This is a genomic window from Fictibacillus gelatini DSM 15865, from assembly GCF_000430745.1.
GTDB lineage: Bacteria > Bacillota > Bacilli > Bacillales > Fictibacillaceae > Fictibacillus_A > Fictibacillus_A gelatini.
Map to the genome: position 1 here is coordinate 1 of NZ_AUMP01000054.1, position 14,250 is coordinate 14,250.

15 protein-coding genes, 2 tRNA genes, 1 rRNA gene and 1 pseudogene are annotated in these 14,250 nt (G+C 41.5%); 15 read left to right on the forward strand and 4 right to left on the reverse strand.

Annotated features, from left to right (window positions below):
* The 9 genes and pseudogenes from rrf to tsaD all read left to right on the forward strand — a co-directional run.
* Window positions 1-114: ribosomal RNA gene (rrf, locus tag H538_RS0117130) — 5S ribosomal RNA — on the forward strand; the annotation flags it as partial.
* Window positions 115-310: 196 nt separating this feature from the next.
* On the forward strand, window positions 311-1,690 hold the full coding sequence (locus tag H538_RS0117135; RefSeq protein WP_035351336.1) for an amino acid permease: 1,380 nt from the start codon (window positions 311-313) through the stop codon (window positions 1,688-1,690).
* Between the two features lie 234 nt (window positions 1,691-1,924).
* Window positions 1,925-2,001: transfer RNA gene (locus H538_RS0117140), tRNA-Met, on the forward strand.
* 58 nt (window positions 2,002-2,059) lie between these two features.
* Window positions 2,060-2,135, forward strand: a tRNA-Asp gene (locus H538_RS0117145).
* Between the two features lie 206 nt (window positions 2,136-2,341).
* Window positions 2,342-3,331: a thiamine-phosphate kinase gene (gene thiL / locus H538_RS0117150; protein WP_035351340.1), complete on the forward strand. Its 990-nt coding sequence runs from the start codon at window positions 2,342-2,344 to the stop codon at window positions 3,329-3,331.
* Window positions 3,332-3,341: 10 nt separating this feature from the next.
* Window positions 3,342-3,813, forward strand: a pseudogene (gene tsaE, locus H538_RS0117155) (tRNA (adenosine(37)-N6)-threonylcarbamoyltransferase complex ATPase subunit type 1 TsaE).
* Window positions 3,814-3,829: 16 nt separating this feature from the next.
* Window positions 3,830-4,486: a tRNA (adenosine(37)-N6)-threonylcarbamoyltransferase complex dimerization subunit type 1 TsaB gene (gene tsaB, locus H538_RS0117160; protein ID WP_407636403.1), complete on the forward strand. Its 657-nt coding sequence runs from the start codon at window positions 3,830-3,832 to the stop codon at window positions 4,484-4,486.
* Window positions 4,462-4,944 (forward strand): ribosomal protein S18-alanine N-acetyltransferase, encoded by a 483-nt coding sequence (rimI, locus tag H538_RS0117165; RefSeq protein ID WP_154658010.1) that lies wholly within the window; start codon window positions 4,462-4,464, stop codon window positions 4,942-4,944. Before tsaB ends, rimI begins: the two co-directional genes overlap by 25 nt.
* Window positions 4,941-5,957, forward strand: a complete 1,017-nt coding sequence (gene tsaD, locus H538_RS0117170; RefSeq protein ID WP_035351342.1) for a tRNA (adenosine(37)-N6)-threonylcarbamoyltransferase complex transferase subunit TsaD — start codon at window positions 4,941-4,943, stop codon at window positions 5,955-5,957. Before rimI ends, tsaD begins: the two co-directional genes overlap by 4 nt.
* Before the next feature lie 428 nt (window positions 5,958-6,385).
* Here the strand turns inward: tsaD and H538_RS0117175 are convergent, their stop codons facing one another.
* Complete coding sequence (locus tag H538_RS0117175; protein WP_026678647.1) at window positions 6,386-8,308, reverse strand: ABC-F family ATP-binding cassette domain-containing protein; 1,923 nt, start codon at window positions 8,306-8,308, stop codon at window positions 6,386-6,388.
* A gap of 178 nt (window positions 8,309-8,486) precedes the next feature.
* Here H538_RS0117175 and moaC point away from each other — a divergent pair, with 178 nt between their 5' ends.
* From moaC to tatC, 4 genes are all read left to right on the forward strand, one after another.
* Window positions 8,487-8,972, forward strand: coding sequence for a cyclic pyranopterin monophosphate synthase MoaC (moaC, locus tag H538_RS0117180; protein ID WP_026678648.1), 486 nt, complete (start codon window positions 8,487-8,489; stop codon window positions 8,970-8,972).
* 103 nt (window positions 8,973-9,075) lie between these two features.
* On the forward strand, window positions 9,076-9,723 hold the full coding sequence (locus H538_RS0117185) for a redox-sensing transcriptional repressor Rex (protein ID WP_026678649.1): 648 nt from the start codon (window positions 9,076-9,078) through the stop codon (window positions 9,721-9,723).
* A 31-nt stretch (window positions 9,724-9,754) separates the two neighbouring features.
* The gene (locus H538_RS24235; protein ID WP_051291536.1) at window positions 9,755-10,012 is read left to right on the forward strand and encodes a twin-arginine translocase TatA/TatE family subunit; all 258 of its coding nucleotides are present in this window, start codon (window positions 9,755-9,757) and stop codon (window positions 10,010-10,012) included.
* A 17-nt stretch (window positions 10,013-10,029) separates the two neighbouring features.
* Window positions 10,030-10,800 (forward strand): twin-arginine translocase subunit TatC, encoded by a 771-nt coding sequence (tatC, locus tag H538_RS0117195; protein ID WP_026678650.1) that lies wholly within the window; start codon window positions 10,030-10,032, stop codon window positions 10,798-10,800.
* Window positions 10,801-10,829: 29 nt separating this feature from the next.
* On the opposite strand, the gene H538_RS0117200 is transcribed toward tatC, so the two are convergent.
* Entirely contained in the window at window positions 10,830-11,030 is a 201-nt protein-coding gene (locus tag H538_RS0117200) for a hypothetical protein (RefSeq protein WP_026678651.1), read from the reverse strand.
* Window positions 11,027-11,731 (reverse strand): CPBP family intramembrane glutamic endopeptidase, encoded by a 705-nt coding sequence (locus H538_RS0117205; RefSeq protein ID WP_026678652.1) that lies wholly within the window; start codon window positions 11,729-11,731, stop codon window positions 11,027-11,029. The genes H538_RS0117200 and H538_RS0117205 overlap by 4 nt, the downstream gene beginning before the upstream one ends.
* A 255-nt stretch (window positions 11,732-11,986) precedes the next feature.
* Here H538_RS0117205 and groES point away from each other — a divergent pair, with 255 nt between their 5' ends.
* Together groES and groL are read left to right on the forward strand one after the other, a co-directional pair.
* The gene (gene groES, locus H538_RS0117210) at window positions 11,987-12,271 is read left to right on the forward strand and encodes a co-chaperone GroES (RefSeq protein WP_026678653.1); all 285 of its coding nucleotides are present in this window, start codon (window positions 11,987-11,989) and stop codon (window positions 12,269-12,271) included.
* Window positions 12,272-12,339: 68 nt separating this feature from the next.
* Complete coding sequence (gene groL, locus H538_RS0117215; protein WP_026678654.1) at window positions 12,340-13,974, forward strand: chaperonin GroEL; 1,635 nt, start codon at window positions 12,340-12,342, stop codon at window positions 13,972-13,974.
* Window positions 13,975-14,061: 87 nt separating this feature from the next.
* On the opposite strand, the gene H538_RS25715 is transcribed toward groL, so the two are convergent.
* On the reverse strand, window positions 14,062-14,250 hold a 189-nt coding region (locus H538_RS25715), incomplete at its 5' end, for a tyrosine-type recombinase/integrase (protein WP_026678655.1).

Genomic DNA, 14,250 nt, shown 5'->3' on the forward strand with positions numbered 1-14,250 from the left:
TGGTGGCGATGGCGAAGAGGTCACACCCGTTCCCATACCGAACACGGAAGTTAAGCTCTTCAGCGCCGATGGTAATTGGGGGCTTCCCCCTGTGAGAGTAGGACGCTGCCAGGCCAATTGAGACTCCGTTGGATTTTCCAGCGGAGTTTTTAGTTAACGGTAAAAAATGGTTATTGGTTTTACATAAAAAGTAATAACCAAACTAGAAATACAATCATTAGAAATATTAACAAATTAGTCAAAATTGTCGAAATGTGTTATAATACTATTGAAAGCGCTTCATAGAAATTCTATAAGGAGGATACACCGTATGAAGCAAAACGAAGACCTTCATCGTGGCCTGGGACAACGCCACATTACATTGATGTCTCTTGGTGCCTGTATCGGGGTTGGCTTATTTTTAGGATCGGCATCAGCCATTAAATTAGCGGGTCCCGCCATCTTACTGAATTATATTATTGCAGGAATTATTATGTTTTTTATTATGCGAGCTCTTGGAGAAGTAGCAATACAAAATCCAGTGGCCGGTTCGTTCAGCCGTTATGCAAAAGATTATCTTGGTCCATTAGCCGGATATTTAACCGGGTGGAACTACTGGTTTCTATGGATTGTAACTTGTATGGCTGAAATCACTGCAGTCGGGGTTTACATGCAATTATGGTTCCCGAATGTACCAAAATGGATCTGGGCACTTGCAGCCCTGGTTATTATGACATGTGTCAATTTAATTGCTGTTAAGGCGTACGGGGAGTTTGAATTTTGGTTTGCTTTAATTAAAATTATTGCGATTATCGCTATGATCGTTGTCGGTTTAGGAATTATTTTATTTGGTATCGGTAACGGCGGTATTGCAACAGGTATTAGCAACCTTTGGAAACATGATGGATTTGCCCCTAATGGCATTAAAGGTATGCTATTATCCCTTCAAATGGTGATGTTTGCTTACCTTGGTATTGAAATGGTAGGGGTTACCGCCGGAGAAGTAAAAAACCCGGAAAAAGCGTTAACAAAAGCTGTAGATACAGTATTTTGGCGTATTTTAATTTTTTACGTCGGAGCATTATTTGTCATTATGTCGATTTATCCTTGGAACGAAATTGGTACGGAAAACAGTCCATTTGTTTTAACCTTTGAAAAGATAGGTATCGCTAAAGCGGCCGGAATTATCAACTTTGTCGTATTGACTGCAGCTTTATCAAGCTGTAACAGCGGCATCTTTAGCACCGCCCGGATGTTATTCAATCTTGCTGAGCAAAATCAAGCACCTGGATCTTTTGGCAAAGTAAGTAAGAGCGGGGTACCTTACATGGCTATTTTAGGTTCAGGGGTAGCCCTATTAATCGGGGTAATTTTAAATTTCCTTTTCCCGAATAGCCCGGTTTTTGCATGGATTACAAGCGTTGCTACATTTGGAGCTGTATTCACATGGGCCATTATTATCATTTCACAATTGAAATTTCGTAAAGGGTTATCCGCAGAAGAACGTGCGAAATTAAAATATCGCATGCCATTTTGGCCATATGGCTCTTATATCTCTTTAGCTTTTTTAGCATTAGTTGTCGTGCTATTAGGTTTCTCGGCGGACACAAGAGTGGCCTTAATCGTGGGACCGATCTGGTTATTACTTTTAGTTGGCATATATTACGCAAGAGGGTTCCATAAAAGAAATGAGAATCAACATGTAGCATAAAAAATACACCGGTTTTTAAAACCGGTGTATTTTTTTGAAATGTTAGTTGAAAAATAAAGATTAATATGCTATATTAATAATCGTCAGTTGAAATATTTATCATCGCGGGGTGGAGCAATGAGCGTAACATCGTGAATTACTACGAGTTGTCTCGACGCATCAAGCCGCGAAGCAGGACTGGAAGAGGAAGAGACAGTCTGCAGTCTCAGCATCGTCCATAAACTTTCATATCATCGCGGGGTGGAGCAGTCTGGTAGCTCGTCGGGCTCATAACCCGAAGGTCGCAGGTTCAAATCCTGTCCCCGCAACCAATTTTCTTTATGAACGAAGACTAACATAATGCTAAATGATGAATCTACATATAAAAAAGGATCCGTGGTGTAGTGGTTAACATGCCTGCCTGTCACGCAGGAGATCGCCGGTTCGATCCCGGTCGGGTCCGCCATTCATGTAAACGAAGCAGCACGGTTTCGTTTTTTTTATTGTTTTTTTGAGCAGAATAGGTTTTTTTACTAAAATAAGATACACTAATAAAAGATACATATTCCTTAGGTTGTTCGTTGATGCCTAAGGTTTTTTTGCACCTTTTTAAAGTTGACCCTGAAGCATAGGCAAACCGTGATTATACGTTTTTCATAAAGAGGGATAGTTGTGAATGATGAATTCGAATGGCTCAAAAAAATTAAAGCAGGATCTCATCGGAATCATAATGTTATTCAAGGAATAGGTGATGATGCTGCATTACTAAAAGGAAAGGCCGAAACTAACCAGATTCTTTGTCTGGATACAATGGTGGAAGGTATCCATTTTACAAAAGATACGATGGAACCATTTCATATCGGCTATAAAGCGTTAGCTTCAAATATAAGCGATATCGCGGCCATGGGCGGGAGGCCGTTATATTATCTTGTTTCCGTGGCCCTCTCGAACAGTTGGACGGAGACGGAGCTCCTTTCGATTTATGAAGGAATGCATCATCTTGCTGATTCTTATAAAATGACGTTACTCGGTGGGGATACGGTATCGACAAAAGATTCGCTCGTTTTATCCATAACGGTTATTGGGGAAGTAGAGGAAAACCGAAAACTATTACGAAGCAATGCACGTGCAGGAGATATCGTCTTCGTAACAGGAATGCTTGGCGATTCAGCAGCAGGACTTGCTTTATTATTGAAGCATACAAAAAAGCATCCTTTTACCGCAAACGAAAAAAAACTCATTCTTTCGCACCAGATGCCCCGTCCACATGTAGAAGAGGGCCGTTTGCTTGCCGGTTCTCATTCGCGAATCTCATTAAATGATATTAGTGACGGAATTGCGAGTGAAGCAAATGAAATTGCCGAAGCGAGCGGTGTAACTCTTACCTTGTTTTATGACAGGCTTCCTAAAAGTGGGGAACTTGCGGATTATTTACCTGAACAACAGGAACAATGGATATTAAATGGTGGAGAAGATTATATCCTAATGGGTACGATGCCAAGAGAAATATTTCGTGATATGCAGCGCAAGTTTAATGAAAACGGAATGTTATTATTTGAAGTGGGTATCGTCACTGCAGGAAATCCAGAAGTGTATTTAATCAAAAACCAGGAACGGATATTGTTAAATAAACAAGGGTATAATCATTTTTCATCTTGGTGAGGTGACGAACGTGGAACAAATTAAAATTAAAACTTCATCCCCGGAAGAAACGATGTCGTTTTCAAAAAAGCTTGGGGAACTATCGGAACCGGGAAATGTTTATATTTTAGAGGGTGACCTTGGAGCGGGCAAAACAACGTTTACGAAAGGACTGGCAAAGGGGCTTGGAATCAAGCGAGTTGTAAGTTCCCCTACTTTCACAATTATTAAGGAATATAATGGCCGCCTGCCTCTTTATCATATGGATGTATATCGATTAGAACATAGTGATGAAGACCTCGGGTTTGACGAATATTTCTCCGGGGAAGGAGTAACTGTAGTTGAGTGGGCCCGGTTTATTTCTGAACATTTGCCTGAGGAGCATCTTACCATTGAAATACGGCATATCGGGGAAAGTGAGAGAGAGATCGTGCTGACTCCGGTGGGTGATCGATACATAAAGCTATGTAAGGAGTTAATGGAATGAAAGTGTTAGCAATTGATACGTCCAATCTAGTAATGGGCATAGCTGTTACAGACGGGGAAAAAGTAATTGGTGAATACATAACGAACTTGAAAAAAAATCACTCAATCCGTGTTATGCCTGCCATTCATGATTTATTAAGCGAGCTTAATATTAGTCCACAATCGTTAGACCGAATTGTCGTTGCCAGAGGCCCCGGTTCCTATACGGGTGTTAGAATTGGCGTGACGATCGCAAAGACCCTTGCCTGGACATTAAAAAAAGAACTTGTTGGCGTATCAAGCCTTGAAGTTTTGGCCCAAAATGGAAAGCATTTTGAAGGGCTCGTCGTCCCGCTTTTTGATGCAAGGCGAACCCAGGTCTATACCGGTCTTTATGGTAAAAGAAATGGTGTTTTTCAATCGATCGAGCCGGATCAATTGATATTGATCGAAGATTGGCTGGAGCAGTTAAAAGAACGGAATTTGCCCATTTCATTTTTCGGAAATGATGTAGCTCTTCACCGGCCGGTCATTCAAGAAATGCTCGGTGAAGCTGCGCTGTTTGGAAGCATGGCAGACCATAATCCGAGGCCTTCGGAGCTCGCTATTCTCGGGTTAAGCAAAAAACCTGAAGAAGTCCATACTTTTGTCCCGAGCTATTTGCAGTTGGCTGAGGCGGAAGCAAAATGGCTGGCATCAAAGGAAAAGTAGGTGTTTTTTTGGAGGAAAGAGTGACCTATCGGTTGGCAAAAGTTAGCGATATTCCAGATATATTAGAAATTGAACGGATTTCGTTTCCGACACCGTGGACGGAAGAAGCGTTCTACAATGAAATTGTGCATAACCAGTTTGCTTATTACTTAATCATTGAAGTCGATTTTAAACCAGTTGGCTATTGCGGGGTTTGGGTTGTGATTGATGAAGCGCATATTACAAACATTGCGATTCTCCCGGAATATAGAGGCCAGGGCCTTGGAGAAGCCATCCTTGCTCAAGCATTGCGCCTGGCAAAGCGGTATGGAGCGAAAAAACTGAGTCTTGAAGTTCGTGTAAGCAATTCGGTTGCGCAAAACTTATATCGTAAACTCGGTTTTCAAGAAGGCGGCATTCGGAAAAATTATTATAGCGATAACGGTGAAGATGCATTAGTGATGTGGGTGAAAATATGAGTGAAAACAATGAATTAATATTAGCGATAGAAACGAGTTGTGATGAAACCGCCGTTGCGATCGTCAAAGGTGGCACTGAAATTTTATCCAATGTGGTGGCCTCGCAAATTGAAAGCCATAAACGGTTTGGCGGGGTTGTTCCAGAAGTGGCTTCGAGACATCATGTGGAACAAATTACTATCGTTTTGGAAGAAGCGCTTGAACAAGCAGGAGTAACAATTGAAGAAATAACGGCCGTTGCTGTAACGGAGGGGCCGGGATTGGTCGGAGCTCTTTTGATCGGGGTAAATGCTGCGAAGGCATTGGCATTTGCCCATAACCTTCCCCTTGTCCCTGTCCACCATATCGCAGGGCATATCTATGCAAACCGGCTTGTAAAAGAAATGGAGTTTCCGCTTCTTTCGCTTGTTGTGTCAGGCGGCCATACTGAATTGATTTATATGAAAGAACATGGCTCCTATGAAGTCATTGGCGAGACGCGCGATGATGCGGCCGGAGAAGCATATGATAAAGTAGCAAGAACGATTAACTTGCCTTATCCCGGAGGGCCTCATATCGACCGATTAGCTGAAGTCGGGGAGGCAACTATTGACCTTCCGCGAGCATGGCTTGAACCGGATTCGTATGATTTCAGCTTCAGCGGGCTAAAATCAGCAGTTATTAACACGGTTCACAATGCGTCCCAGCGCGGGCAAGAAATCCGCCCTGAAGATTTAGCCGCAAGCTTTCAAGCGAGCGTCATTGAAGTGCTTGTGGAAAAAACGGCAAGAGCCGCGAAAGAATACGGGGTGAAACAAGTGTTGCTCGCAGGTGGCGTCGCTGCTAATAAAGGATTAAGAAAAGCGCTTGAAGAAAGATTCAAAGATGCAAATTGCGAACTTGTCATCCCGCCACTGTTTCTTTGCACGGATAATGCGGCGATGATAGCCGCTGCAGGGTATATTGAATATAAAAAAGGAAAACGGGCTGAATTGACATTAAACGGTGTACCCGGACTTGATATAGAAGCTTAAATGCTCCTCTCCTATAGAGGGGCGTTTTTTTGTCCTCATTGCGGTGAGTAATATCAATCAATTCAGCACCCATATCGGTCATTTAACAGAGGATATCAATCAATTCAGCGCACATATCGGTCATTTAGTAGAGAATATCAATCAATTCAGCGCACGTATCAGTCATTTAGTAGGAGAAATTTATTTTTTGAGTAGGGCAGGTAATGTGGAAAATAATTATCCACAAGTTGTGAACAATGTGTATAACTTCATAAAAAAGTGATTTTAAATGATTTTATAATGTGAATAAAAAAATGTGGATAAATAACTAGATATCTGTGGATAATGTGCATAACTTGAGTGGATAACCGATTTAATTGGATGTAAACTGTGCATAAGTAAGTGAATATGTGAATAAAAAGAAAACATCGGAAATTGTATCCGATGTTTCACGTTTCTGTATGCAACTTTTCCCATTCTTCCATTAACTTTTCAATTTCATCTTTAACGGAGTCTACTTTGTTTTGATAGTCCTGTGTTTTTTCGTAATCTTGATAGACGTCAGGGTCGCATAGCGCTTCTTCATACGCTGCTTGCTTTTCCTCAAGTTCCTCAAGCAATCGTTCTATTTCTTCAATGCGGCGCATGCGTTTTCGATCCTGGCGTTTCGCTTCTTTATCATAGGTGTAGGTTGTTTCATTCTTTGGCTCATATGTTGCCTGCTTTTCTTTTTCCAATTCTTCTCTCGCGGCCATTTCCGCTTTCTTTTCAACGTAATAATCGTAATCCCCCAGGTAGTTCGTAATGCCATGAGGGGAAAGCTCGGCCACTTTTGTCGCTATTCGGTTAATAAAATAGCGGTCATGCGAAATAAAGACGATCGTTCCAGGATAATCAATTAGCGCTTGTTCAAGAACCTCTTTACTGTCAAGATCAAGATGGTTTGTCGGTTCATCAAGCAGAAGCAAATTGGCTTTTTGCATCATCAATTTCGCTAAAGCGAGCCTTGCTTTTTGTCCGCCGCTTAATTCTGAAACATGTTTTAGTACATCATCTCCGCTAAAAAGAAAATTTCCAAGAACGGTGCGTATTTCTTTTTCCGTCTTCTCCGGATACTCATCCCACAGTTCGTGCAATAATGTCTTATTCGATGTAAGGTTTGCCTGCTCCTGATCATAATGGCCAACTTTTACATTCGTTCCGTAATGAATAGTACCGCTCTCGAGCGGCAATTGTTTTAAAATCGCCTTTAATAGCGTTGATTTCCCGATTCCGTTTGGTCCTACGATGGCTACACTATCTTGACGGGTTACATGATAGTTCACGTTCGTTAAAAGTGGTTTGCCGTCTTCGTAACCGACCGAAACGTTTTCTAATTTAAGCACATCATTGCCGCTCTGGCGCTCAATGTCAAAATGGAATTTAGCCGATTTCTCGTCCCCGAGCGGCTTATCCATTATTGTCATTTTTTCTAGCTGCTTTCTCCGGCTTTGTGCCCGTTTCGTAGTAGAAGCGCGGGCAATATTGCGCTGGACGAAATCTTGCAGTTTGGCAATTTCCTCTTGTTGTTTTTCGTATTCTTTTGTTTCGATTGCGAGCCGTTCCGCCTTTTGTTCAAGGTATTTCGTATAGTTGCCAACATATTTCATCGACTGGTGCCGTGAAATTTCATAAACGGTTGTCACGATTTTATCTAAAAAATAGCGGTCATGTGAGACGAGTAAAATAGCTCCAGGATAGCTCTGCAAATAGTGTTCAAGCCAGGACAATGTATCGATGTCTAAGTGGTTTGTCGGTTCGTCCAGAATTAGAAGGTCCGGCTTAGTTAAAAGGAGTTTCGCCAGTGCGAGACGTGTTTTCTGACCGCCGCTTAATGTTGAAACGATTGTAGAAGGATCAAAATCTGCGAATTGAAAGCCGTGCAGTACTGTGCGAATATCCGCTTCATATTGATAGCCTCCTTCATCTTTAAACTTTATTTGCAGTTCGTCGTATTCTTTTAAAAGTTTGTTGTATTCATGTTCGTTTGCGATTAAGTCCGGGTCACCCATTTTTTCTTCCATCTGGCGCAAACGTTGTTCCATTTCTCTTAGTGGCTGAAATACGGTCAACATTTCGTCCCAAATGGATAGTGAAGACTCAAGGCCGGTATTTTGCGCAAGGTAGCCGATATTCACGCCTTTTGGAATCATAATTGTTCCCGAATCATACGACAATTCCCCGGTAATCGTCTTTAATAACGTTGACTTTCCTGCCCCGTTGCGCCCGACAAGGGCAATTCTCTCACCTGTTTGGACTTCAAGCTTAATATTCGATAAAATGGGAGCTGCCCCAAAAGATTTATATAAATTATTCACTTGTAAAATAATCACGGTATTCACCTCTATTTAAATAAAGACAACAAGACGTTAGCCATACGTCTAGTGTAGCGTAGATACTGAACGATTCGCAATAAATCATTGTTCATCATTTCGTTAGATTTAGCATGAAAAATAAAAGACAGGAAGCAAAAGAATAGTGTATAGTCAAATAGTGAAAGGCGGGAAATTCATGGGAGATTTTACCCACTTTAATGAACAAGGAAGGGCGAGAATGGTTGACATCTCGGAAAAAGAATCGACCTTTCGAACAGCTGTAGCCAAAAGCGCTGTAACAGTAAATGAAGAAATCTATAAAAAAATCATAGAAAAAACATTTAAAAAAGGAGACGTTCTTGCCGTTGCCCAGGTAGCGGGGATTATGGCCGCTAAAAACACGTCGGATTGGATTCCAATGTGCCATCCGCTCGCCTTAACCGGGGTCAACATTACGTTCTCGTGGGAAGAAAAAGGGACGAACTATGTTCTTCATATCGAGGCCGAAGTAAAGACAAAAGGGAGCACCGGCGTTGAAATGGAAGCGCTGACTGCTGCATCTGCGACGGCACTGACCGTTTATGATATGTGCAAAGCAGTCGATAAAGGAATGGTTATCGGGCCAACCTTTTTACAAAGCAAAACCGGCGGAAAAAGCGGCGACTATGAGCGTTCTATCTAAATATGGTAAACTATAATAGAAGTTGTTCAAATGAGATGCCGGGCAAATATCTATCGGCTTCTTTTTGAACATTTATTAAATACGCTTGATTCGGAGGATATACATGAATCAGGAGCAAACGAAAATACCGCAGGCCACTGCAAAAAGGCTGCCGCTTTACTACCGATTTATTCAAAATTTATCAGCATCGGGGAAGCAGCGTGTGTCTTCTGCTGAACTAAGCGAGGCGGTAAAAGTAGATTCCGCTACGATTCGCAGGGATTTTTCTTACTTTGGGGCACTAGGAAAAAAGGGGTATGGCTATAATGTTAATTACTTGCTCTCTTTTTTTCGCAAAACGTTAAATCAAGATGAAGTAACGAAGGTTGCGTTAATTGGAGTCGGCAATTTAGGAACGGCCTTTTTACATTACAATTTTACGAAAAATAACAATACAAAAATCGAATTGGCATTTGATATCGCCCCTGAAAAAGTGGGAAAAAAAATTGCCGATGTTCCGATCTATCATATCGATGAGATCGTAAAAAGACTGAAAGGGACAGAAATTGATGTAGCTATATTAACCGTTCCAGTCAATAGCGCCCAGAGCATTGCCGACAGACTTGTGGAAGCAGGAATGAAGGGGATTTTGAATTTTACCCCTGCAAGGTTGACAATACCCGAATACATTCGGGTACATCATATTGATTTAGCAGTGGAATTGCAATCATTAATCTATTTTATGAAGCACTACCCGATCAAAGAGTCATAAAACTTAAATTTTTCTTAAGGAGGTGTCATGTATGCTTTATTTTATCAGCGGAGGTCAGGCGCTAATTATCGCTGCTGTCGCTTTAGTATTATTCGGGCCTAAAAAGTTGCCGGAATTTGGACGGGCTGCAGGGAAAACACTGCGCGAATTTAAAAACGCCACACAGGGAATTATGGATGACGATGATGAAAAGAAAGAAAAAGACGCAAAACCTGTAAACGAAACAACGGCCAGAGCTCAGGCCGATCAAAAAGAGGCAATCGTTTCTTCTAACAGTGAACAGAAGTAGTTTAAAGGATGAAAATAATGAACGAAAAGAATATGTCGATTTATGCGCATTTCGGTGAATTAAGAAAACGACTGATCATTACCGTCCTTTTCTTTGCGGCTTTCATGGTTTTAGGTCTTTATCTGGCAAAACCGGTGATCATATACTTGCAAGAAGACCCGGTTGCCCATCGTATTCACATGAATGCGTTTAATTTAACGGATCCGTTAAAAGTGTATCTTAATTTTTCGTTTATCATCGCATTTTTGCTGACGTTTCCTGTCATTCTTTATCAAATATGGGCGTTTGTCAGTCCAGGGCTATATGAAAATGAAAGGCGTGTGACGCTGTCCTATATCCCCATTTCCTTTTTGTTGTTTATAGGAGGAATCAGCTTTTCATATTTTGTGCTGTTGCCCCTTGTCGTTCACTTTATGACGGATATGGCCGAATCGTTAAACGTTCAAGGTGTTTATGGAATTAATGAATACTTTTCTTTCTTGTTTAAACTCATATTGCCCTTTGGACTCATCTTTCAGTTTCCTGTTGTTGTCCTTTTTGTAACAAGGTTAGGGCTCGTGACTCCGAAATTTTTAAAAAAAATCCGAAAGATCTCTTATTTTGTAACGTTTGTTTTTGCAGGGCTCATTGCCCCGCCTGATCTTGTTACGCAATTGATGATTACCATTCCGCTCATCATTTTATATGAGATCAGCATTGTCATTTCGGCTGTTGCCTATAAAAAGAAGTTAGCGGCAGAGGAAGAAGCCGAGTTGGAAGAAGAGTTTCAAAGCATGCGTACGGAATAAAAAATAATCCCCGTGTATATGTACGGGGATTATTTTTTATATTTCCGGAAATGTCGATGCAAGACGAAATAACGTATGCTATTGGCAAAGTCAAATGTAGCGACAATCATGCTAATAATCGTCCATACCCCGGTCAGTCCATCGGTTCTCGAGTAATGGATCGCAAGCATAGTAAACAAAATGCCGATAACCAAATAAAATCCGCTCATAACTAACGGTGATGTTCTCATTGCATAATACCTCCAATAATGATTTGCATTTTCTCCAAATAGTTCTGTATCGCGTCTTTGTTCAGCACAAGAATAAACACAAGTGTGTTCATGGAGGCGTGGGCAACAATCGGGACAAGAATCCTTTTTGTTTTCACATATAAAAAGGCAAACACAAAGCCCATCATTGTATAAACCAATAGGTGTTTAAAATCGCCGTGTACTGCAGCAAAAACTAACGAACTTATAAGTCCGGCAATTAAAAAGTTGAACCGATTGTACAAACTTCCAAAAATGATTTTGCGAAAAATGATCTCTTCTAAGATCGGGCCGATGATCGAAGTAACGACGATAAAATAAGGTGTGTAACCGGCAATCGCGACAAGCTGGTTTGTATTTTCGGACTGTGGGTTAATGCCGAGCACCTTCAATTCAATGCTTCCGGCAATAATTTGGGAAACATACGCCAAAAAAATGCCGAATATCGCCCAGCCGATAGCCGCCATTCTTGATACCCGCCCTTGTTGTTCGTGACGGGTTTTCATATCTGGAACAAGAAGAATGCAAATAATCACAAGCGCAATCGTAAAACTGATCGTCAGCCACAGGCCGGCGATTTGATGACGTGGCACATGAAAGTACTGAAGAACCGGAACGCCGACAATCCCGGAAAATTGCATGATTATATAGGTGAAAGCAATCCACCAGTATCGATTTCTCAATGTTTATAAACTCCTTTTCATTGGGCAGAATGGATAGATGTGTAGTTGATTCGTGTGTTTGCTGTCGTCTCCCTATTGTAACATAAATTGAAACTGGACGAGTGAATACGCAAACGGGGAGAAAATTTTAAAGAAGATAGAGTTCTCTCTTGCAAAAGTCAAAAGATTTATTTATTATTAGAAATGGAGTTAGCACTCACCAAACAAGAGTGCTAATAAAACAATTTTTCAAATCAACCAAGGAGGGTGTTTCACTTGTTAAAGCCATTAGGTGATCGTATTGTGATTGAGCTTGTAGAAAGTGAAGAAAAGACTGCAAGCGGTATCGTGTTACCAGACTCTGCAAAGGAAAAGCCTCAAGAAGGCCGTGTCGTTGCTGTTGGTACCGGTCGCGTAACTGAGAAAGGTGAACGTATTGCTTTGGAAGTATCCGAAGGCGATTCCATCATTTTCTCTAAATATGCTGGAACTGAAGTGAAGTACCAGGGTAAAGAATATTTGATTCTTCGCGAATCTGACGTTTTAGCAGTAATCGGCTAACAGATTACGTTTACTTTGATAGAGCTTCGCATGAAGCTACATAACATAAAAACAGGAGGGTTTTACACATGGCAAAAGAAATTAAGTTCAGTGAAGACGCTCGTCGCGCAATGCTTCGCGGTGTAGATGCACTTGCAAACGCGGTAAAAGTAACGCTTGGACCAAAGGGACGCAACGTTGTTCTTGAAAAGAAATTCGGTTCTCCGTTAATTACAAATGACGGTGTAACGATTGCAAAAGAAATCGAATTAGAAGATGCTTTCGAAAACATGGGTGCGAAACTCGTATCCGAAGTTGCAAGCAAAACGAACGATGTTGCAGGGGACGGAACAACAACTGCAACGGTTCTTGCACAAGCGATGATCCGTGAAGGGTTAAAGAATGTAACTTCTGGTGCGAACCCAATGGTTATCCGCAAAGGTATTGAAAAAGCAACAGCTGTAGCGGTTGAAGAATTAAAGAAAATCTCTAAGCCGATCGAAGGCAAAGACTCCATCGCTCAAGTTGCTGCGATTTCTGCTGCTGACAATGAAGTTGGCCAATTGATCGCTGAAGCTATGGAACGCGTTGGCAACGATGGTGTAATCACGATCGAAGAATCTAAAGGTTTCACAACTGAATTAGAAGTTGTTGAAGGTATGCAATTCGACCGTGGTTATGCTTCTCCATACATGGTAACAAACTCTGATAAAATGGAAGCTGTTCTAGAAAACCCATACATTCTAATTACAGACAAGAAGATTTCTAACATTCAAGAAATCCTTCCTGTACTAGAACAAGTCGTTCAACAAGGAAAGCCTCTATTAATCATTGCTGAAGATGTTGAAGGTGAAGCGCTTGCTACATTAGTTGTGAACAAACTTCGCGGTACGTTCAATGCAGTAGCGGTTAAAGCTCCTGGATTCGGTGACCGTCGTAAAGCAATGCTTGAAGACATCGCAATCCTTACAAATGGTGAAGTAATCACTGAAGAGCTTGGCCTGGATCTTAAATCTGCAACGATCAGCCAATTAGGTACAGCTTCTAAAGTTGTCGTTACGAAAGAAAATACGACGATCGTTGAAGGTGCTGGTGAATCTGACAAAATCGCGGCTCGCGTGAACCAAATTAAAGCTCAAGTGGAAGAAACAACTTCCGAATTCGATAAAGAAAAACTTCAAGAGCGTTTAGCGAAACTTGCTGGTGGCGTTGCGGTTATTAAAGTTGGTGCTGCTACTGAAACTGAACTTAAAGAACGCAAACTTCGCATTGAAGACGCGTTGAACTCTACTCGTGCAGCAGTAGAAGAAGGAATCGTTTCCGGTGGTGGTACAGCTCTTGTTAACGTCATCCGTGCGTTAGAAAACATCGAAGCTTCTGGCGACGAAGCAACTGGCGTAAATATCGTTCGCCGTGCATTAGAAGAGCCAGTTCGTCAAATCGCTCACAATGCTGGACTTGAAGGATCTGTTGTTGTTGAACGCTTAAAAGGCGAAGAAATCGGTGTTGGATTCAACGCTGCAACTGGCGAATGGGTAAACATGTTCGAAGCTGGAATCGTTGACCCTACAAAAGTTACTCGTTCCGCGCTTCAAAACGCAGCATCCGTTTCCGCTATGTTCTTAACAACTGAAGCGGTAGTTGCCGACAAGCCTGAAGAAAACAAAGGCGGAGCTGGAATGCCTGACATGGGCGGAATGGGTGGAATGGGCGGCATGATGTAATAAGTCGCCAGAAAGTGTTGATTTATCAACGATTGACAGCTTTATAAATGAGCTGTCAATCCAAAAAAATCACATTTCGCTAACATTTCACATCGAAATCTTATTATTGAGGATGTCCACTAAAGTTTGATTAATCTTTTGTGAGGCATCCTCTTTCATTTTCTTTGTGACATGAGTATAGATTTTCATTGTGGTTTTTATGTCTTCATGTCCAACTCGTTCCATAATCGTTGCAAGATCGACTCCCGCAGCAGTTAACATGCTAATGTGAGTATG